Source organism: Gemmatimonadota bacterium (genome assembly GCA_016714015.1).
Lineage (GTDB): Bacteria > Gemmatimonadota > Gemmatimonadetes > Gemmatimonadales > Gemmatimonadaceae > Pseudogemmatithrix.
The window spans coordinates 57,393-78,034 of record JADJNZ010000007.1 but is presented as its reverse complement, the minus strand read 5'-3'; the positions used below and the strand labels follow the sequence as shown (position 1 = coordinate 78,034).

19 protein-coding genes are annotated in these 20,642 nt (G+C 71.2%); 1 reads left to right on the top strand and 18 read right to left on the bottom strand.

Annotated features, from left to right (window positions below; genetic code table 11):
* Window positions 1–96: 96 nt before the first annotated feature.
* The 3 genes from rpsB to rplM all read right to left on the bottom strand — a co-directional run bounded on the left by rpsB (window position 97) and on the right by rplM (window position 2,027).
* A complete protein-coding gene (gene rpsB, locus IPJ78_14700; GenBank protein ID MBK7907790.1) occupies window positions 97–993 on the bottom strand; it encodes a 30S ribosomal protein S2 in 897 nt (298 codons plus the stop codon).
* Between the two features lie 185 nt (window positions 994–1,178).
* Window positions 1,179–1,571: a 30S ribosomal protein S9 gene (rpsI, locus tag IPJ78_14695; protein MBK7907789.1), complete on the bottom strand. Its 393-nt coding sequence runs from the start codon at window positions 1,569–1,571 to the stop codon at window positions 1,179–1,181.
* Between the two features lie 3 nt (window positions 1,572–1,574).
* Window positions 1,575–2,027, bottom strand: coding sequence for a 50S ribosomal protein L13 (gene rplM / locus IPJ78_14690; GenBank protein ID MBK7907788.1), 453 nt, complete (start codon window positions 2,025–2,027; stop codon window positions 1,575–1,577).
* 197 nt (window positions 2,028–2,224) lie between these two features.
* Here rplM and IPJ78_14685 point away from each other — a divergent pair, with 197 nt between their 5' ends.
* On the top strand, window positions 2,225–4,786 hold the full coding sequence (locus IPJ78_14685) for a response regulator (GenBank protein ID MBK7907787.1): 2,562 nt from the start codon (window positions 2,225–2,227) through the stop codon (window positions 4,784–4,786).
* On the opposite strand, the gene IPJ78_14680 is transcribed toward IPJ78_14685, so the two are convergent.
* The 15 genes from IPJ78_14680 to IPJ78_14610 form a co-directional block, all read right to left on the bottom strand.
* Window positions 4,783–5,094 (bottom strand): acetyl-CoA carboxylase biotin carboxyl carrier protein subunit, encoded by a 312-nt coding sequence (locus tag IPJ78_14680; GenBank protein ID MBK7907786.1) that lies wholly within the window; start codon window positions 5,092–5,094, stop codon window positions 4,783–4,785. The genes IPJ78_14685 and IPJ78_14680 overlap by 4 nt on opposite strands.
* Before the next feature lie 194 nt (window positions 5,095–5,288).
* A complete protein-coding gene (locus IPJ78_14675) occupies window positions 5,289–6,554 on the bottom strand; it encodes a class I SAM-dependent RNA methyltransferase (protein MBK7907785.1) in 1,266 nt (421 codons plus the stop codon).
* Entirely contained in the window at window positions 6,551–8,101 is a 1,551-nt protein-coding gene (locus tag IPJ78_14670) for an acetyl-CoA carboxylase biotin carboxylase subunit (protein ID MBK7907784.1), read from the bottom strand. The genes IPJ78_14675 and IPJ78_14670 overlap by 4 nt, the downstream gene beginning before the upstream one ends.
* 44 nt (window positions 8,102–8,145) lie before the next feature.
* Window positions 8,146–9,690 (bottom strand): acyl-CoA carboxylase subunit beta, encoded by a 1,545-nt coding sequence (locus IPJ78_14665; GenBank protein ID MBK7907783.1) that lies wholly within the window; start codon window positions 9,688–9,690, stop codon window positions 8,146–8,148.
* A gap of 51 nt (window positions 9,691–9,741) precedes the next feature.
* On the bottom strand, window positions 9,742–10,170 hold the full coding sequence (locus tag IPJ78_14660; protein ID MBK7907782.1) for a hypothetical protein: 429 nt from the start codon (window positions 10,168–10,170) through the stop codon (window positions 9,742–9,744).
* Between the two features lie 63 nt (window positions 10,171–10,233).
* Window positions 10,234–10,692: a hypothetical protein gene (locus tag IPJ78_14655; protein ID MBK7907781.1), complete on the bottom strand. Its 459-nt coding sequence runs from the start codon at window positions 10,690–10,692 to the stop codon at window positions 10,234–10,236.
* Between the two features lie 122 nt (window positions 10,693–10,814).
* Entirely contained in the window at window positions 10,815–12,602 is a 1,788-nt protein-coding gene (locus tag IPJ78_14650; GenBank protein MBK7907780.1) for a 30S ribosomal protein S1, read from the bottom strand.
* A gap of 179 nt (window positions 12,603–12,781) precedes the next feature.
* Window positions 12,782–13,483, bottom strand: a complete 702-nt coding sequence (cmk, locus tag IPJ78_14645) for a (d)CMP kinase (protein MBK7907779.1) — start codon at window positions 13,481–13,483, stop codon at window positions 12,782–12,784.
* Window positions 13,455–14,708, bottom strand: a complete 1,254-nt coding sequence (aroA, locus tag IPJ78_14640) for a 3-phosphoshikimate 1-carboxyvinyltransferase (protein MBK7907778.1) — start codon at window positions 14,706–14,708, stop codon at window positions 13,455–13,457. The genes cmk and aroA overlap by 29 nt, the downstream gene beginning before the upstream one ends.
* Window positions 14,709–14,733: 25 nt before the next feature.
* On the bottom strand, window positions 14,734–15,519 hold the full coding sequence (locus IPJ78_14635) for a 2,3,4,5-tetrahydropyridine-2,6-dicarboxylate N-succinyltransferase (protein MBK7907777.1): 786 nt from the start codon (window positions 15,517–15,519) through the stop codon (window positions 14,734–14,736).
* 71 nt (window positions 15,520–15,590) lie between these two features.
* Complete coding sequence (locus tag IPJ78_14630) at window positions 15,591–16,478, bottom strand: 4-hydroxy-tetrahydrodipicolinate synthase (protein ID MBK7907776.1); 888 nt, start codon at window positions 16,476–16,478, stop codon at window positions 15,591–15,593.
* Window positions 16,475–17,167, bottom strand: a complete 693-nt coding sequence (locus IPJ78_14625) for a 4-hydroxy-tetrahydrodipicolinate reductase (protein MBK7907775.1) — start codon at window positions 17,165–17,167, stop codon at window positions 16,475–16,477. Before IPJ78_14625 ends, IPJ78_14630 begins: the two co-directional genes overlap by 4 nt.
* On the bottom strand, window positions 17,164–18,513 hold the full coding sequence (gene lysC / locus IPJ78_14620) for a lysine-sensitive aspartokinase 3 (GenBank protein MBK7907774.1): 1,350 nt from the start codon (window positions 18,511–18,513) through the stop codon (window positions 17,164–17,166). The genes IPJ78_14625 and lysC overlap by 4 nt, the downstream gene beginning before the upstream one ends.
* Complete coding sequence (gene asd / locus IPJ78_14615; GenBank protein MBK7907773.1) at window positions 18,510–19,577, bottom strand: aspartate-semialdehyde dehydrogenase; 1,068 nt, start codon at window positions 19,575–19,577, stop codon at window positions 18,510–18,512. Before asd ends, lysC begins: the two co-directional genes overlap by 4 nt.
* Complete coding sequence (locus IPJ78_14610) at window positions 19,574–20,566, bottom strand: M20/M25/M40 family metallo-hydrolase (GenBank protein ID MBK7907772.1); 993 nt, start codon at window positions 20,564–20,566, stop codon at window positions 19,574–19,576. Before IPJ78_14610 ends, asd begins: the two co-directional genes overlap by 4 nt.
* Window positions 20,567–20,642: the final 76 nt, after the last annotated feature.

Sequence of the window (20,642 nt, the reverse complement as noted above, 5' to 3'; positions counted from 1 at the left end):
GCGGTATCTGTGAGATCGCCGCCGGGGAGTGATGAGACTCATCCGGCGGCGATGGAAAGTTACTCAGGGGCGGACCCCTGCACTACCGAGCGAGCCCTACTCGCTCGCCTCGTCGCCCTCGGCGGCGGCATCGCCCTCGGTGCTGCCCGGCTTCAGGCGGGCCGCGATGGCGTCCGGCTTGGCCCGGCGACGGCGGGGACGGCCACCCTTCTTGCCGCCGCGACGGTCGTCGCTCTCCTTCTCCGTGCCGCGCTCGGACGACCAGGTCGTCGCCTCGCCCGGCTCCTCGACCTCGGGACGCGTCGGGGCCTCACGGCGGGCCTCGAGGATCGCGTTCGAGAAGGCCGAGGTGATGAGCTCGACCGAACGGATCGCATCGTCGTTGCCGGCGATCGGCACGGTGATGAGGTCCGGGTCCGAGTTCGTGTCGCAGATGGCGACGATCGGGATGCCGAGCTTGTTGGCCTCGTCGACCGCGATGCGCTCCTTCTTGGCATCGACGATGAAGAGCAGGCCCGGGAGGCGGCCCATGCTCTTGATGCCCGAGAGGTTCTTCAGGAGCTTGTCCCGAAGGCGGGTCATCATGAGCTGTTCCTTCTTGGTGTAGTTCTCGAAGTTGCCGCCCTCGGCGGACCCAGCCTCGAGCTCCTTGAGCTTCTTGATCTGCTTCTTGACCGTCGCGAAGTTGGTCAGGAGGCCGCCGAGCCAGCGCTCGGTGACGTACATCGCGCCGGCGCGATCCGCCTCGCTCGTCACGATCTGCGCGAGCTGGCGCTTGGTGCAGACGAACAGGACGTTCTCCCCGCGCATCACCACCTCGCGCGCCAGCTGCTGCGCGAGCTCGATCTGCTTGACCGTCTTCTGCAGGTCGATGATGTGGATCCCGTTGCGCTCCGCGAAGATGAAGCGGCGCATCTTGGGATTCCAACGGCGGGTCTGGTGGCCGAAGTGGACACCGGCCTTGAGGAGTTCGTCGAGCGAGGGCTGGGACATTGGGGTCTCTACTGGTGGTTGGTATCGTCGCGGGTCCTCGTCGTCTCCGCTCGCCGCGCCGGAGGCGCGGCACCGAGCGGAGACTCAGACTCGCTGAGGGATTGGACGAAGGCTGAAGGACGAAGGATGAAAGCCGACCGGTGGTACCACTTTCATCCTTCCACCTTCTGCCTGCGTCTCCGAGCTTAACGCTTCGAGAACTGGAACTTCTTTCGCGCCTTCGGGCGGCCCGGCTTCTTGCGCTCGACCGCGCGGGCATCGCGCGTGAGGAGGCCGAGGTCGCGCAGCTTGCGGCGGTGCGTCTCGTCGATCTTCACGAGGGCGCGGGCGATCGCGAGGCGGAGCGCGCCGGCCTGGCCCGTCTGGCCACCGCCGGTGAGGTTCGCCTGCACGTCGTACGTGCCGAGCGTGTCGGTCGCCGTGAACGGCTGCTGGATGGAGCTCACGAGCGCCGGGCGCGGGAAGTAATCCCCGAGCGTGCGGCCGTTGAGGCTCCACTTGCCCGACCCGGGGGTCAGGAACACGCGGCAGACGGCTTCCTTGCGGCGGCCGACGGTGTGGGTCATCTGGTCAGCCATGGGTTACTTCGCCTCGGCCTTGGGGAAGGTGATCGTCTCGGGCTGCTGCGCCCCGTGCGGGTGCACCGCACCCGGATAGACGCGCAGCTTGAGCCGCAGCTTCTGCCGGCCGAGCGCCGTCTTGGGCAGCATGCCGTAGACCGCCTTCTCGATCACGCGCTCGGGGTGCTTCGCGAGCATCGACGCGAACGGCGTGTAGAGCTCGTGGCCCATGTAGCCGGTGTGGCGGAAGTAGTTCTTCTGCTCCGCCTTGCGTCCGGTCACCTTCACCTTGGACGCGTTGATCACGATGACATTGTCGCCCGTGTCCATATGGGGCGTGAACATCGGCTTGTGCTTGCCGCGGATGATGCGGGCGACCTCGGTGGCGAGGCGGCCGAGGACCATCCCATCCGCATCGACCACGAACCACTTGTGCTCGATGTCGGCGGGGGTCGCCGTGTACGTCGTACGCATGTGCGTTTGAACAGCTGGAGAGGTACTGCGCCTCACCGGTGCGGGATGCAACCCGGGTCTCGGCCGCCACGAGGGCGTTTTGGGACAGACAAGAAGCATAGACGGGCGGGCGGCGTGGGTCAACCCACGGTGGGTCGGGCACTTGCGGGTCTCCGCCCCCCTCGCGTTCGAACCCGGCGCACGAGATACTCCCGACTGTGCGGATCTCCCCCGGGCACCCCGGCGGGGCCGGTGTCCCGGCCCCGACCAACGAGCGCTGGCTCAACCCCCTGTCGGGGGCGGCCGCGCTGTGGACGCTGGGGTATCTGCTGGTCGCGCTCGGACCGGTCTCGCTCGACGCCGAGGCGCACCGGTTCGTCGACCTCGCGGCCGTCTTTCCCTTCCGTGTCGGCATCGCGATCATCTCGTTCGCCGTCGCACGACGGTCGCCCCCGGGCTCGCGCATCGGCATCGCCTGGCTCTGCATCGCCCTCAGCCTTGGGCTCGGCGTCGTCACCACCCTGCTCCGCCTGGTCGGCGCCCCCCTCGCCGGCGTCACCGGCGTCGTCCTCGCCGTACCGCAGGCGGCGCTCCTCCTCGGCGGGCTCTGGTACGTCGCCAACGCCGGGCACACCGACTCTCGCGCGGCCGACTGGATCGACGCCGCCGCGATCCTCATCGCGCTCGGGCTGCTCGGCTCGTACTTCGTCGCCGGCGGCAATCCGTTCGAATCGGGTGACCTCGACGCGCGACGTTGGCTCTTCCTGATCTATCTCATCGCCGACGGGACGGCGGTGCTGTTCTGCGCCACGGCCTGGTTCCGCCGGCCGGAGGGGCTCGCCCGCGAATCGATCGGGCTCGTCACGATCGGCTTCGCCGCCATCACCGTCGCCGACCTCGCCTTCGAGCGGCAGGCGCGCATCGGGGGCCCCTCGCACGACGCGATGCGGGACGTGCTGGTCGCGCTCGGGTTCCTCTTCGTGCTCGCCGGCGCCGACTGGCAGCGCCGCTTCCCGCCCCCGCCGGGCAGCGGGTCGACCGACGCCCGCCCGCCCGAAGCCGCCCGCGAGGTCGTCGCGCCGTTCGCGATCCTCGTCTCGACGATCCCGATGCTCCTGCTCGCCTACCGCGGCGAGACGGAACCCGGACATCTGGCGTTCCACGTGACCGGCGTGGTCGGCCTGCTCATCCTCGTCCTCATCCGTCAGCACCTCGCGCGGGTGCGCACCGTCGCCCTCGCGCGCGAACGCACCGCGGCGGACGCGCGCTTCCGTTCCCTCGTGCAGCGCTCCTCCGACGCGATTCTGCAGATCTCGACCGGCCAGGTGATCCAGTGGGCGAGTCCGTCCGCGGGCGAACTCGCCGGGACGATCCCGTCGCTCCTCGTCGGGCGACGCATCGCCGACCTCGCGCATCCGGACGACCGCGACCGCCTCGCGGTCTTCCTCGCCAACGCGCGTGAACCGTTCGCGCGCAACGCGGCGCTGCGCTGGCGGATGGGACGCCCCGACCTCTGGCATGACGTCGAGAGCGTCGTCACCGACCTCACCGGGGATCCCGACGTCGGCTCGTACGTGCTCAATACGCGCAACGTCACCGAGCGCGTCCGCCTCGAGCAGCAGCTGCGACAGTCGCAGAAGCTCGAGGCCGTCGGGCGCATGGCCGGCGGGATCGCGCACGACTTCAACAACCTGCTCGCCGCGATCATCTCACACGCGCAACTCGTGCGGGAGGAACTCGCCGCCGGCGAGGCGCGCCCCGCCGACCTGCTCGAGATCGAGCAGACGGCGCAACGTGGTGCGGCGCTCACCCGCCGCCTTCTCTCCTTCAGTCGGCCCGAGGCCGGCGAGGCGGAGGTGCAGTCGCTCGTGGCCGTGGTCCGCGGGATGGAACCGCTGTTGCGCCGCCTGCTGCTCGGGCAGGTGAAGCTCACCTTGGATCTCGGGGACAACGCCCTCCCGGTGCGGACCGCCGAGGGACAGATCGAGCAGATCCTGATGAACCTCGTGATCAACGCTCGCGACGCGATGCCGGACGGCGGAACGGTGCTCGTGCGCGCGAGCGCGCGCACGATCCGTCCCGGGGCGGCCGGCACCCCCGGGGCGCCGCCCGGACGCTGGGCCGAGCTCGAGGTGCGCGACGAGGGCGTCGGCATGGATGCCACGACGCTGGCCCGTCTCTTCGAGCCCTTCTTCACCACGAAGCCGAGCGGTCTCGGGACGGGGCTCGGGCTGACGACGGTGCGCGGGATCGTGCGCGCGCTCGGCGGGCACGTGCACGCGGAGAGCGCGCCGCGGAACGGGACGGTGATGCGCGTCCTGCTGCCCCTGTCCTCGGCCGCGCCGGCGGTCGCCTCCGTCCCGAGCGCCCCGCGGTCGGAGCCCGAACCGGAGCGACGGACGGTGCTGCTCGTCGACGACGAGTCCGCGCTGCGCAGCGCCATGCAGCGTCTCCTCGAGCGCAACGGCTACGCGGTGCTCTCGGCCGGGTCGGCGCCGGAGGCGTTGCAGTTGCTCGACGCGCAGGCGGGCGTCGTGGATCTCGTCGTGACCGACATGGTGATGCCGGGCATGGGCGGGCGCGAGTTCGTGCGCCTGCTCAACGAGCGCGATCCGGCGCTCCCGGTGCTCTGCATGTCCGGCCACATGGAGTGGGAGGCCGCCGACGGCGACGCGGCCGACGCGCCGTGGCGTCCCGACCGCCTCCTCGCGAAGCCCTTCGCGTTCACGGAACTCCTCGAGAGGGTGCGGTCGGCGCTCAGCCCCGCGTCCGCACGCTAGGCCGTCGGTTCGAACTCCACCAGCGCGGCGCCCTTCTCCACCGCCTGGCCGGGGACCGCGAGGATCGCCTTCACGATGCCGTCGGCCGGCGCGCGCAGTTCGTTCTCCATCTTCATGGCTTCCATCACCACGAGTCCCTGGCCGGCGTGCACGCGATCCCCCACGGCGACCTGGACACGCACGATGAGGCCGGGCATCGGCGCGTGCACCGGCGTGGGCCCGGCGGGGCCGGCATGGGCGGCGGAGAGCTCCTTGATGGCGCGGGCGCGTTCGTCCAGCGCCTCCACTTCGAAGCGCCAACCATCCATCCAGATCACATAGCCGCCGCGCGGCCCCGTGCGACGCGCGACGACGCGATGCTGCGTCCCGCCGATCGTCACCAGGCGCACCGAGGTGCCCTCGACATCCGCCAGATGCGCAGCCTCGGTCGCGCCGTCCACCGTCGCCGTCCCGCCCTCGAGCGTGACCTCGACGCGTGCGCCATCCAGATCCACGAGATACTTCATGCCGCCTCCGGCACCAGGGTGCACACCGTCTCGACGTGCGCGGTCTGCGGGAACATGTCGTAGCACGCGACCGACGCGACGCGCCAGCCCTCGAGCCGCGCCACGTCGCGCGCGAGGGTGGCGGGATCGCAGCTCACGTAGACGATCGCGCGCGGCGCGCGTTCGCGCAGGGCCGTCGTCACGCGCGCATCGACCCCCGCGCGCGGCGGATTGAGCACCACGACGTCCGCCGGCAGGAGCCGCGGGAGGAACTCCTCCACCCGCGCGGCGATGGCACGCGACGGCGCCCGCAGTCCGCGCGCCGCCCACGCGCTCGCCTCCTCATCGAGCTCCACCGCAGCGACCTGCACGCCAAGCGACTGGAGCGCGAGCGCCGTCTCCCCGCTCCCGCTGTAGCAGTCGACGACCGTCGCCGGCGCGAATGCCATCACCGCCGCGACGACGTCGGCCTGCATCCGCTCGGCCACCTCGGCGTTCACCTGCGCGAACGACGCCCCCGGGACCTCGGCAGGGCGGCGATCGGCGACGAGGCGCCGTCGCTTCCCCTCCGCCTGCCACCAGATCGCGCCGAGCGCCGGGACCGCGGCGAGGAACTCGGAGAGCGTCGGCCACTCCGTCCCGCCCTCCAGCACGAACGACGCGCGATCGTCGAGCCAGCGCACCGTCCCGCGCAGTCGCGGCTCGTCCGGCAATGCGTGCGCGGCCGTGAGGATCCCGCGCCAGGCGGCGAGGACCCGCTCATCGGTGATGCGACAGTCCTGCAGGTCGAAGACCGACTCCGGGTCGTCGAAGGCCCGCAGGCCCGCCCAGGTGCGCGCGCCCGCCCGCCGGATGGCGAGCGTGAGCGTGCGGCGATAGCGCCACCCGTCGCCACCGTGGATGGGTGGCGGGGCGATCGGACGCCGCGCGATCCGCGCGAACGCATCGGCGACATTGCGACGCTTGGCCTCACGCTGCGCGTCGAGCGAGAGATGCTGCCATTGGCATCCGCCGCAGCGGTCGGGTGCCACATAGTGCTCGCAGGTCGGCTCGACGCGGTCGGGACCGCCGCGCACGAGCCGCTGCAACGTGCCGCGCCCCACCCGCCCCTCGAGGCGCACGTCGGCTTCGACGAGATCCCCGGGCGCGGTGCGCGGCGTGAACACCACGAGCCCGTCCTGTCGCGCGACGCCGTCGCCGCCCGCCGCGAGGCTCGCGATCTCGAGGGTGGTCCGGGTCGTGCGGCCTTCGCGCGCCGGGCGAGGCGGGTCTTGTCGCGTCATCCGCGCCGGAGCGCCTCGACGCGCGCCTTCCGCCCCCACGCGTTCGCTCCGGCGATCGCCGGGGAGGACGCAGCCGGCGATGCCGCAGGCAGCTGGCCCGGGGCCGCGGCCGCGCCGCGGTCCGCGCTGGCGATGAGGGCCGCCGCGATCGCCGCCGCGCGCACCGTCTCGGCCGGGGGGCGCGCCGCCAGCAACGTCGGCAACTTCGCCTCGAGCCACTGGATGGTGATGTCGCCGCGGCGGAACTCCTCGTCGGCGAGCATGCGCAGGTGGAACTCGCGCGAGGTCTCGACGCCGTCGATGACGAGTTCGCGCAGCGCCCGCTCCATCCGCGCGATCGCCGACGCCCGGTCCGGCGCGAATACGATGAGCTTGGCGAGCATCGGGTCGTACGAGAGGCCCACGACGCTGCCCCGCGTGATCCCGCCGTCCCAGCGCACGCCGGGCCCCGTCGGGACCTGCAGATGCTCGATGCGCCCGGTCGACGGCAGGAAGCCGTTGGCCGGGTCCTCGCTCGTGATGCGGCATTCGATGGCCCAGCCGCGCGGCGCGGGTGACTCGCGGAACGGCAAGGGCTCGCCCGCCGCGATCCGCAGCTGCCACTGCACCAGGTCGATGCCCATCACCAGCTCCGTGACCGGGTGCTCGACCTGGATGCGAGTGTTCATCTCGAGGAAGTAGAACTGCCCGTCCTGCGCGAGGAGGAACTCGCACGTCCCGGCGTTCACGTACCCCGCCGCCTTCGCCGCGGCGACGGCGGCCTCTCCCATCCGCTTCCGCAGGTCCGGCGTCACCGCGACGCTCGGGGCCTCCTCGATCATCTTCTGGTGCCGTCGCTGCACGGAGCACTCCCGCTCCCCGAGCGCGATGCAGTGCCCGTGCTGGTCGGCGAGGATCTGGATCTCGACGTGCCGCGGGCCCTCGATGTACTTCTCGACATAGACGGCGTCATCGCCGAACGCGTTCTTGGCCTCGCGTTGGGCGGACGCGAGCGCGCCGGCGATCTCGCCCGCCTCGCGCACGATGCGCATCCCCTTCCCGCCGCCGCCGGCCGCCGCCTTCAGCAGCACCGGAAAGCCGAAGCGCGCGGCGATCGTCGCGGCCTCCTCGGCATCGCGCAGTGGCTCGGTCGTGCCCGGCACGACCGGCGTCCCCGCCGCGATCGCGAGGGTGCGCGCGGCGGTCTTCGAGCCCATCGCGGCGATCGCCTCCGCCGGCGGCCCGATCCAGATGAGTCCCGCCGCGCGCACCGCGCGTGCGAACCACTCGCGCTCGGAGAGGAAGCCGTACCCGGGATGGATGGCATCCGCGCCGACGCGCTTGGCGACCTCGATGAGATGGTCACCCCGGAGGTAGCTCTCGGCCGCCGGCGCCGGACCGATGTGCACCGCCTCGTCGGCTTCGCGCACGTGCGGCGCCGTCGCATCGGCATCGGAGTAGACGGCGACCGAGCGGATGCCGAGCTCCTGGCAGGCGCGCACGATGCGCAACGCGATCTCGCCGCGATTGGCGATGAGGACCTTCTGGAGCGTCCGCGGGGCGGGCACCGTGCCGGCCGCCTGCGGGGGGGAGTCGCTGCGCCGTCGCTGCTTCACAGGGGGATGCACCCGTGCTTCTTCGGCGGGTTCGTGACGCGCTTGTGCTGCAACATCTCGAGCGCGTCGATCAGCCGCGGCCGCGTGTCGCGCGGGTCGATGATGTCGTCCACATAGCCGCGGCCGGCGGCGACATACGGGTTGGCGAACTTGTCCGTGTACTCGGCGACCCGGGCATCCATCGCGGCCTGCTGGTCTGGCGCATCCGCGATCTCCTTCTTGAAGAGGATCTCGACGGCGCCCTTGGGCCCCATCACCGCGATCTCGGCGGTGGGCCACGCGAGGTTGATGTCGCCCCGGATGTGCTTGGAGCTCATCACGTCGTACGCGCCGCCGTACGCCTTGCGGGTGATCACCGTGACCTTGGGGACCGTCGCCTCGCAGTACGCGTAGAGCAGCTTCGCGCCGTGCTTGATGATGCCGCCATGTTCCTGCGCGACGCCGGGCAGGAACCCTGGCACGTCCTCGAAGGTCACGAGCGGGATGTTGAACGCGTCGCAGAACCGGATGAAGCGCGCCGCCTTGACGCTCGCATCGATGTCGAGCACGCCGGCGAGCACGGCCGGCTGGTTGGCGACGATGCCGACCGACCGGCCGCCGAGATGCGCGAAGCCGCAGAGGATGTTCTGCGCGAACTCCTGCTGTACCTCGAGGAACTCCCCGTCATCGACGATGCGCCTCAGCACCTCGTGCATGTCGTACGGGCGATTCGCGTTGTCCGGGACGACGTCGAGCAGTCCCTCGTCGCGCCGCGTGGCCGGGTCGGCACCGCGGCCGCGCGGCGCGTCATCGACGTTGTTGGACGGGATGAAGCGGAGCAGCTGGCGGATCCCGTCGAGGCACTCGAGCTCGGACCGCATGGTGAAGTGGGAGACGCCCGAGGTCGCGCCATGCGGGCCGGCGCCGCCGAGGGCCTCCATCGTGACGTCCTCGTGCGTGACCGTCTTCACGACGTTGGGACCGGTCACGAACATGTACGACGTCCCCTGCACCATGTACACGAAGTCGGTGATCGCCGGCGAATACACCGCGCCCCCGGCGCAGGGGCCGAGGATCGCCGAGATCTGCGGGATGACGCCCGAGGCCAGCGTGTTGCGCAGGAAGATGTCGGCGTAGCCGCCGAGCGAGACGACCCCCTCCTGGATGCGCGCGCCACCCGAATCATTGAGGCCGATCATCGGGGCGCCGTTCTGCACGGCCAGGTCCATCACCTTGCAGATCTTGGAGGCGTGCGCCTCGGAGAGCGACCCGCCGAAGACGGTGAAGTCCTGCGAGAAGACGTAGACGAGGCGGCCGCCGATGCGACCGTAGCCGGTGACGACGCCGTCACCGTAAGGCCGCTGCTGGTCGAGCCCGAAATCGGAGGAGCGGTGCGTGACGAAGCGGTCGAGTTCGACGAAGGTCCCCTCGTCAAGGAGGACGTCGAGCCGCTCGCGGGCGGAGAGCTTCCCCTTGGCGTGCTGGGCCTTCACGCGCTCGGCGCCGCCGCCGAGCTCCGACTCGGCGCGGCGGCGCTCGAGGAGTTCCAGTTTCTCGCGCATGGACATGGCGGGAAACCTAGCCGGGGCCCGCCACCCCTGACAGCCGTCGGGCTACGGGGCCACGGTGAACGTGTTCGTCGACGGCGAGACCTCGACCCCGTCCCGGCGCGCGACGCGGAACCGGATGCGGTACGTGCCGGCCACGACCCCCGCCGGGACGCCGACGCCGATGGTCACCTGCTCGCCCCCGTCGAGCCGCAGTTGGTCGGGTGCGCAGAGGAGGAGCGGGTCGGGCGTATCGATCCAGGCGTCCCCCTCACGCCGCTGCAGACGAGGTGACGAGCAGGTGTTGTAGTACCAGCTCGTCGCCGAGGCGTTGCGCGCCAAGAGCTCCACGATGGCGCCGGGGGCGACGGTGGTGGTCGTCACCTCGACGAGCGGCGAGTCGAGGGTGTCGTCCGGGCCGAGCCCGGAGTCGCACGCGGCGACGGTGGCAGCGAGCGTGCACAGGAGGACGGATCGGCGGAACGACGGGCGCATGGGGATGCTCAAGAGGAGGATACCGATTCGGACACCCCTTCTACCCCGAGAGTTGCTCCGCGATCACGGACGGAGAGCGGACGCGCCGCTCGCCGGCACCACCGAGCCGAGCGAGGCCGCCGGGACTGGCGGCACTACGAACTCGGCCGACAGCACTCGATGTAGCCGCTCCGAGTCGCTCTCCTTCACGTCGAACGTGATCCGGTACTCTCCCGCGGTCGCGACCGCCGGCAGTCGGAAGGTGTGCTGCACCCCCGGGCCAAGGCCGTACGCGACGGCGATGCACGCGCCGCCGAAGGCCGGCCAGTATCGCTGCCAGCCCGAGAGCGTTCGGCGTTCGACCGCCATCGAGCAGGCCCCGTAACTGAACGACTCATGTCCGGGGTTCACGCTCACGACGTCGATCGGCACTCCGACCGCGACCGTCTTCGCGGTCACGAGGACCGGGAGCATCTCGCCCGGCGCGAACCCGGTGTCGTCCGCGCAGGACGGGAGCGAGAGGAGGGCAGCGAGTGCCGCCACGAGGCGTAGAGAATGTGGTCGCATCATCTCCCAGTACCCGCGATGTCCGCGCTCCGTCAACGACACCGCCCCGGCCGCGCATGGCGCGACCGGGGCGGTGCACTTCAGGGAGCGACAGGCGCTCAGCCTTCCATGTCGGGATCGAGATCGGCCGGCACCTCGACCACCTCGTCCTCGGTGTGGACCTTGGACGGCTCCGCCGGGCGCTCCTGCCCCGCCGGGATGTCCACCACGCCGAGCACGATGCGACGGTGGATCGGATCCACCTCGAGGATGCGGACGTTGATCGCCATCCCTTCCCACGCCACGTCCGCCGGGCTCGCGATCTGCGCGCCCGTCGTGTTGAGGTGCGAGATCGGGACGAAGCCCTCGATGTCGTTGCCGACGTCGACGACGACGCCCTTGTCCATCAGGCGCGCGACCTTGCCCGGGAGCTCGGTGCCGACCGGATAGGTCTCGCCGATCCGGAGCCACGGATCCTCGGTGGCCTGCTTCAGGCCGAGCGAGATGCGCTTGTTGTCGCTGTCGATGTTGAGGATCACCACGTCCACCGAGTCACCCTTCTTCACGACCTCCGACGGGTGCTGGACGCGCTTCGTCCACGACATGTCGGAGATGTGGATGAGGCCGTCGATGCCCGGCTCGATCTCGACGAACGCGCCGAACGACGTGAGGTTGCGGACCTTGCCGGAGAGGCGCGTGCCGACCGGGTACTTGAGCGGCAGCACCATCCACGGATCCTGCTCGGTCTGCTTCATGCCGAGCGAGATCTTCTCCTCGGCCGGATCGACCTTGAGCACCACCGCCTCGATCGCTTCGCCGATGCTGACGAGCTTCGAGGGATGGCGGACGTTGCGCGTCCAGCTCATCTCGGAGATGTGGACGAGACCCTCGATGCCCGGCTGCAGCTCGATGAACGCGCCGTAGTTGGTGATCGAGACGACCTTGCCGTTGACGCGCGTGCCGACCGGGTACTTGTCGGCGACGTCCTTCCACGGGTACGCCTGGAGCTGCTTGAGGCCGAGCGAGATGCGCTCGCGCTCCCAATCGATGTCCAGGACCTTGACCTCGAGCTCCATGCCGATCTGGACCATCTCGCTCGGATGCGAGATGCGGCCCCACGACATGTCGGTGATGTGGAGGAGGCCGTCGACGCCGCCGAGGTCGATGAACGCCCCGAAGTCGGTGATGTTCTTGACGACGCCCTTCCGCACCTGGTCCTTCGCCAGCTCCTTCATGAGCTTCTCGCGCTTGCCGGCCCGCTCGGTCTCGAGGATCACGCGGCGCGAGACGACGATGTTGCGGCGGCGCTTGTTGAGCTTGATGATCTTGAACTCGTACTTCTGGCCGAGCAGCTCGTCGATGTTCGGGACGCGACGGAGCGCGATCTGCGAACCCGGGAGGAACGCGTCGACGCCCATGAGGTCGACGACCACGCCACCCTTGATCTTCTTGACGAGCACGCCTTCCACCGGCTGGTCGGACTCGTACGCGACGCGGATCCGCTCCCACACGCGCATGAAGTCGGCCTTCTTCTTCGACAGGACGACCGAGCCTTCGCTGTCCTCGAGATGCTCGAGGAGGACCTCGACCTGGTCACCCGGCTTGAGGTCGGGCATGTCCTTGAACTCCTCGAGCGGGATCGTCCCTTCGGACTTGAACCCGATGTCGAGGACCACGAGGTTCTCGCGGATCTCGAGGACCGTCGACTTCACGATCTCGCCCTCTTCGATCGAGGCGAGCGTGCCGTTGTACATATCCATCATCGCATCGAACTCGTCCGACGAGAGTTCATCCTCGTCGTAGAGCTCGGGGCGGCGGTTGGCGAGCGGGCGGAGCTGCGCCTTCTGGGCGTCGCGCTTCTGACGCGCGATCATCTCCGGCGACAGCGTCTCTTCGGCTGTGGTCATGTGGGATCCATATCGCGGAATGATCGGCTCGCCGCGAGCGAGGATGCAGGGAAGGGTGAGGGAGCGGAACGGCGACCGCACGCCGGCGAGACCGGAGTTCGGGAGCCTTGAATGTTAGGTGGTCCGCACCTAAGGGTCAATCCCGCAAGGGGTTGCGCCCCCGCCCCGCCCCTGGCCCGTTACCCCTGGCGCTGGGCCCGCTTCGCCAGCGACACGATCCGGTCCACCTGCTCTTCCTGCGTCAGGTAGGTCGTGTCGATCAGTACCGCGTCCGCCGCCTGCACCGTCTGCGCCTCGTCCTTCGCGTCCCGCTGCACCAGCGCGTCCACCTCCTCCGCGACCTCGTCGTCGGAGGGATGCCGCTCCAGCCGCTGGATGAGCCGCCGCCGGGCCCGCTCGAACGGGTCCGCCACCAGGAAGACCTTCACCCGCGCCTTCGGGAAGACCGCGGTCCCCATGTCCCGGCCGTCCACGACCACCGGGCTCCCCTCCGCCGCCTGCCGCACCATCTCGTTCACCCAGCCACGAATGGCCGGCATCTTCGCCACGAGCGAGACCCGCGAGGTCACCTCCCCACCCCGAAGCTCCTCCTCGGCCGCCGTACCGTCGAGGTGCGCATGGAAGGTCGTCTCCCCCGGCTCGAGCGAGACCGCCGCAGCCGCGGCCAGCACGCCAGCCTCGGTCCAGCGCGCGCTCTCCGGCTCCCGGCGGAGCATCGCCGCCGTCGCGGCGCGGTACAGCGCGCCCGAATCCACGTGGCGGAAGCCGAGCTCGCGCGCGACCCACTTCGCGGTACTCGATTTCCCCGACGCGGCGGGGCCGTCGATCGCGACGACGAGGGGGCGGCGGCGCTCAGCCGAGTCGGACACGGGCGAGGTCATCCCAGAAGGTAGGGTACGAGACATCGACGCACGATGGGTCATCGAGGGTGATCGCGTTGCCCGCGACGGCGCCGAGGACGCCGAACGCCATGGCGATCCGATGGTCGCCATGGGTGATGACGCGGCCCGCGAGTGGCCGGTCGCTCCCGCGGACCACGAACCCGTCAGGGAGCTCCTCGGCCTCCGCGCCGATCGCGCGCAGGTTGGCGACGACCGCCGCGATCCGGTCACTCTCCTTCACGCGGAGCTCCCCGGCGCCGGTGACGCGGGTCTCGCCCTCCGCGCGCGCCGCAACACACGCGAGCAAGGGCAACTCGTCGATGAGGGACGGGACCTCGTCGGGCGTGATGCGGGTGCCTCGGAGCACGCCCGGCCCGGCCACGACCGTGGCCACGGGCTCGCCCCCCTGCTCCATCACGCCTTCGAATTGGACCGATGCGCCCATGCGGCGCAGCACCTGGAAGGCACCGGTGCGGCCCGGATTGACGCCTACGTTCTCCATCGAGACCGCCGCGGTGCCACCGAGCGCGGCGAGCCCCGCGAAGAAGGCGGCGCTCGAGGGATCGCCCGGCACGTCCATGTCAGCGGCCTCGAGCCGCGCGGACGGCAGGAGCACGACGTCGAGCCCCTCCACGCGCACGTCGACGCCGCGCGCGCGCAGCATCCGCTCGGTATGGTCGCGCGTCGCGGCCGGCTCGTGCACCTCCACCGGCACGTTCGCCACGAGTCCGGCGAGGAGGATCGCGCTCTTCACCTGCGCGCTGGCCACCTCCGCGTGCCAGGTGATGCCCCGCAGGACACCGCCCTGCACCGTCATCGGCAGCCCGCCGTGCGACGGCAGCTCCACCCGCGCACCCATCGACTCCACAGGCGCGGCGATCCGGCGCATCGGGCGCGCACTCAGGCTCGCGTCTCCTTCGAAGCGCGCCGAGATCCCCGCGCCGGCCACGACGCCAGCCATCAGCCGCGTGGTCGTTCCGCTGTTGCCGCAGTCGAGCGCGATGGTGGGCGCGCGAAGACCGCGCAGTCCCACGCCCGCGATGACGAGTTCCGTCGCCTCGAGGTCGGGGATCGCCACTCCGAGCGCGCGGAGCACACCCGCGGTCGAGCGCACGTCGGCCGAGCGGAGCAGTCCGCGGACGCGCGAGGTCCCGCGTCCGAGCGCCGCGAGCATGAGCGCACGATGCGAGATCGACTTGTCGCCGGGAACGCGGAGCGTCGTCATCGAGTGCCGGGACGGCGGGACCCGCTCATCGGAGCCAGCCCTCGAGCGCGGTCGCGAGGTCGGTCCGTTCGTCACGGTACTTCACGATGATCGGCGTCTGCAGCGAGAGCCCCTCCGCCGCGCCGAACCCGTGCTTGACCGCGCGCGCGCCGGGCACCACGACCGCGCCGGCGGGGATCTCGAGCGGCCGCTCGGCGGTGCCGCGATGCACGGTCTCGCGCACGAGATCGTACACCGGCGTGCCGCGCGTGAGGATCACGCCGGCACCGAGCACGGCCTTCTCGCGCACCACCGTCCCTTCGTAGACGCCGCAGTTCCCGCCGACCGTGACATCGTCCTCGATGACGACCGGCGACGCGTTGACGGGCTCGAGCACGCCGCCGATCTGGGCCGCCGCGCTCAGATGCACGCGTGCGCCGACCTGCGCACACGACCCCACCAGCGCGTGCGAATCGATCATCGTGCCCGCACCGACCCACGCGCCCACGTTGACGAACATCGGCGGCATGCAGACCACGCCGGCGGCGAGATGGGCACCGCGGCGGACCGACGAGCCGCCGGGCACGACGCGAACGCCATCGGCGAGCGTGAGCGGTCGCGTCGGATACGTGTGCTTGTCGAAGAACCGGAACGGCGTGCCGTCGGCGGGATGCTCGACGATGCGGCCGACGCGGAACCCGAGCAGGATGCCGCGCTTCACCCATGGCACCGCGTGCCACGCGCCGTCCGCGCGACGGATCGCCGCGCGCAGGCTGCCCGACTCGAGCGCGTCGAGCAGCTGCCCGACGACCTCCTCCGCTCCGGCGGGCATCCGGTCCGCGGGAAGCGCGAAGAGCCGTTCGACCTCGGCTTCGAGCGCCGTGGCATCGGGCGTCGGCGCGTTCACGTCGCCACCCCGGCCGTCGCGAGCGCGGCGCGCAGCGCCGGCTCGTGCCGCGCGTCGAGCGGGACGAGCGGCAGGCGCAGCTGGTTCCGGCAGCGTCCCATGAGGGCGAGCGCGGCCTTGATGGGGATCGGGTTCGACTCGACGAACGCCGCATCGACCAGCGGGGCGAGACGATGGTGGATCTCTCGAGCCCCGGCGAAGTCGCCGCGGGCGGCCGCGTCGACGAGCCGCGCGCACGCGCGCGGCGCGGCGTTGGAGATCACCGAGATGACGCCGTCGCCGCCCGAGGCCATCACGCCGAGGGTGAGCCCGTCGTCACCGGAGAGCACGGCGAAGCCCGCAGGCCGGTGCCGGAGGATCTCGTCGATCTGCCCGAGGTCGCCCGAGGCCTCCTTCACGCCGCAGATGTTCCCGTGCTCCGCGAGCGCGAGCGTCGTCTCGGCGAGCAGGTTGCTCCCCGTGCGTCCGGGGACGTTGTAGACGACGATCGGCACCGGCGACTGGTCGGCGATGGCGCGGAAGTGCGCGAGGATCCCGCGCTGCGGCGGCTTGTTGTACATCGGCGACACATGCAGCAGGTGCGTCGCGCCGGCCGCGGCCAGCGTGTACGACCACTTGATCGCGGAGGCGGTGTCGTTCGACCCCGCGCCGGCGATGATCGGCACGCGCCCCGCGGCGCGCTCGACGCAGAGGCGGACGATCCGCTCCCGCTCGCCGATCGCCAGGGTCACCGCCTCGCCGGTGGAGCCCACCGGCACGAGTCCATGGATCCCTTCGGCGATCTGCCACTCGACGAGGGCGACGAGCGCCGACTCGTCGACCTTCCATTCGTCGGTGAAGGGCGTGATGAGCGCGGTGATCGCGCCGCGGAGCGTCGTCGTCATCGCACCTCCCCGAGATAGTCGTCGAGCGTGAACACCCCGCGGCGCCCGACGAGCCACTGGGCCGCCGCGAGCGCCCCGGACGCGAAGACGCGGCGGTCGCGCGCCTCATGCACCAGCCGGATCTGTTCGAACGGCCCGTCGAGGATCAGTTCATGCGTGCCCGGCACATGCCCCGTGCGCACGCTCGTGATCGGCACCGGCCCGCCGCGGGCCCGCTCGGCCACCGTGGCGAGGAGCCGGGCCGTCCCGCTGGGGGCGTCGAGCTTCTGCGCATGGTGGGTCTCGACGAGGTGCGCATCGAAACCCGCGCCCGCGTGCGAGAACCGCTGCATCGCCTCGGCGACGAGCTTGGCGAAGAGATGCACGCCGAGCGCGAAGTTCGGCGCCCAGAGGAGCGCCCCGCCCTGGTTCCGCACGTACGTCTCGACGAGCGCACGCTCCGCATCCCAGCCGGTGGTGCCGCTGACGACCGGGAGGTCGAGGTCCGCGCACGCGCGGACGATCGCCGCGGCCGCGCTCGGCACGGTGAACTCGATCGCGACGTCGGCCTGCCCGAGCGCGTCCCGCGTGAGCCCGGCGCGTGACGCCTCCGGCCCCACATGCGCCACGAGTTCATGCCCGAGGTCGACGGCGAGCGCGGCCACGAGACGCCCCATCTTGCCGTCGCCGATCACCGCGATGCGCGTCATGACGCGGCCCGGAAGAAGGCCGCGTGCAGTCTCCGCATCGCCTCGTGCACATCGTCGCCGTCGACGATGAGCGTGAGGTTGATCCCCGTCGCGCTCAGCGACACCATGTGCAGCCGCAGGTCGCCGAGCGCGGTGAGTGCACGGGCCATGGTCGACGTGCTCTGGCCGAGCCCCGCGCCGACGAGCGCGACGATGCCGCGACCGCGCTCGACGGAGACGTCACCGTACAACGACAGTTGCGCGACGACCGCCTCGAGGTGCTGGTCATCGTCGACCGTCACGGAGACCGACACCTCGGAGGTCGCGACCACGTCGACCGAGGTGCGGTTGCGCTCGAAGACCTCGAAGATCGCGCGCATCGTGCCCGGGGCCGCCAGCATGCGCGGGGAGCGGACCTTCACGACGACCGTGCGCGTCTTCCCCGCGATCGCGCGCACGGGGAGGCGCGGCGCATCGAAGGTGATCCGCGTGCCCGCGCCCGCCGGGTTGCGCGAGTTGAAGACGTAGACGGGGATGCCCTTCCGCACCGCCGGGGCGATGGTGTTGGGGTGCAGCACCTTCGCGCCGAAGCTGGCGAGTTCGGCGGCCTCGTCGAACCGGATGTGCTCGATGAGCAACGCGTCCGGGACCACGCGCGGATCGGCGGTCAGCATGCCGTCCACGTCGGTCCAGATCTCGATCGCCTCGGCGTCCATCGCCGCGCCGAGGAGCGAGGCCGAGTAGTCGGAGCCGCCGCGGCCGAGCGTCGTGGTGACGCCGTCGGCCGTGGCACCGATGAAGCCGCCGAGCACCGGCACGCGCCCGGCGCGCACGAGCGGCAGCACCTGGGTCCGGCAGGCGATCGCGATCTCGTCAGGCCGCGGCTCCGCCTTCCCGAAGTCGGCGGTGGTCGCCATCACGCGGCGCGCGTCGACGAAGGTCGCGGGGACGCCGATCCTCGCGAGCGCCGCGGCGACGATCGGTGCGGCGAGTCGCTCGCCCATGGCGGCGACCGCATCCTGCGATCGCGGGGTCGCATCCCCGAGCACCGACAGCGCCTCGGCGAGGTGCGCGAGCTCATCGAACATCGCGCCGGTGTCCGAGACGAGCTCGACGTCGTCGCCCACACCGAGCGCGTCGATGGCCTCGAGGTGCCGGGTCCGCAGCTCCTCGACGATGGACAACGCGACGATCAGCTGTCCGCGCGCGGAGTGCGATGCGATCTCGATGAGGCGATTGGTCGTGCCGGCGAGCGCGGAGGTCACCACGACCGGCGTGCGCGCGAGGCGCGCGCGCACGATGTCCGCGGTGCGCGCGATCGCGACCGCATCGCCGACCGAGGTGCCGCCGAACTTGCAGACGATCATGCGCGCGGGGGCGGCGTCCAGCCGAGCCGACCGGTCGCCGCGAGGAGTTCGGCGTTGAGGATCGATCCGCCGGCCGCACCGCGAATGGTGTTGTGCCCCATCGCCACCAGCTTGAGGTCGAAGATGGCGTCCGTGCGCACGCGTCCGACGGTCACCGTCATCCCGCGCCCTGCCCCGACGTCGCGCCGCGGCTGGGGCCGGTTCTCGTCGTCGGTCACGACGAGCGGGAGCGCCGGCGCCGACGGAAGCCCGTGGACCACGGCCGCGCCACGCCAGGAGCGGAGCGCATCGATCGCCTCGGGCACACTCGGCTTCCGCGCGAACCGCGCCGACATCACCACCGTGTGGCCATGCTCCACCGGCACCCGGTTCGCATGCGCGCTCACGACGAACGGGGCCGGCGTGATCGCATCGCCGGCGAGCGCGCCGAGCATCTTCTGCATCTCGCGCTCCAGCTTGGGCTCCTCGTCGCCGATGAACGGGATGACGTTGCCGAGGATGTCGAGCGAGGGAACGCCGGGATAGCCCGCACCGGAAACGGCCTGCATCGTCGCGAGGAACAGCTCGCGAAGCCCGAAGGCCTCGTGCAGTGGGGCGAGCGCCATCGCCGCGACGGTCGCCGCGCAATTCGCGTTGGTCACCACGCCCCCCGTCCACCCGCGCGCCCGCTGGGCATCGAGCAGGGCCAGATGCGACGCATTCACCTCCGGGATGACGAGCGGCACGTCTCGCTCCATCCGGAAGTTCTTCGCGTTGCTGAGGACGTAGCGCCCGTCCGCCGCGAACGCCGGTTCGAGCACGGCGGCCGCCGACGCGTCGAGCGCGGAGAAGACGAGCGGGGAGCGCACGGTGGCGGGATCGCAGAGCGTCACCTCCATCCCGGCGACCTCCTCGGGCATCGTTCCCTCGATCCACTTCGTGACGTCCCCGTAGCGCTTCCCCGCGGAACGCTCCGAGGCGGCGACCTCGGCGATGCGGAACCAGGGATGGTCCGCGAGGAGCCGGATGAACGTCTGCCCCACCGCACCGGTGGCGCCGAGGATCGCGACGGGCAGGCTGGTCATGCGAGGAGCGTCCGGACGAGGGTCATGTACGTCTCCACGCTCGCGCGCAGTTCTGCCTCGGCGACGTACTCGTCGGGGGTATGCGCGACGTGGATGGACCCCGGCCCGAAGAGCAGCGGCGTGCCCCAGTTGCCGAGCAGCGGGATGTCCGACGTGTAGGCGACGGGGGCGGAGGCGAACCCCGGGACCGTGTGGAAGTGCTGCGCCGGGATGTGCGAGCCGAACTCGAGGTCGGCGCGACCGGCCGCCCACTGCTCGAGGGTGCGCCGCACGGGGGCGACGTCGCCGACGAGGCGCACCATCATCTCGGCCTCGCAGGCGCCGGGGACGATGTTGGCTTCGGTCCCGCCGCGGATCAGGCCGACGTTCACCGTGGTCGGGCCGAGGACCGGGTCGACCGGCCAATCGAGTCCGCCGAGTTCCTGCAGCAGCGCGAGCATCGGTGTGATCGCCGATGCGCCGAGATGGGGATACGCCGAGTGCGCCTCCCGGCCGGCCGTGCGCACGATGACGCGCTGTGCGCCTTTGCACCCCGACGCGAGGGTGCTCTCCGTCGGCTCGCCGTTGATGAGCCAGCGACTCGTGGCGGGCAGTTGGTTCGCGAGGCGCGCCCCATCGGACCCGCGCTCCTCTCCCACGACGAGGAGGAGATCGACGCGCTCCTCGCCCGCCGACGCGAGCGCATCGGCGGCGACCATCATCGCCGCGGCGATGCCCTTCGCGTCGCAGGCGCCGCGGCCGTGCAGGCGGCCGTCGGTGCGCTTGGGCGGTACGTATGGCGGCACCGTGTCGAGGTGCGTCGAGAGCGTGACGCCCCCGCCCTTGCGCGAGGCCCACACGTTCCCGCGACCGGGCGTCACCTCCTGCACCATGACGTTCCAGCCGCGTGCGACGAGCCAGCGCGACACGAAGTCCACGGCGGCGCCCTCGTCGCGCGTGGTGGACGGGATGGCGAGCAACTCGGTGGCCAGTGCGACGACGTCGGTCATGGGTCCCAAGATAGCCGTTGGGTGCGGACGACTGTACCGTATCCAACGGGCGCCGTCGGCATGCGGCGCCCCGCCC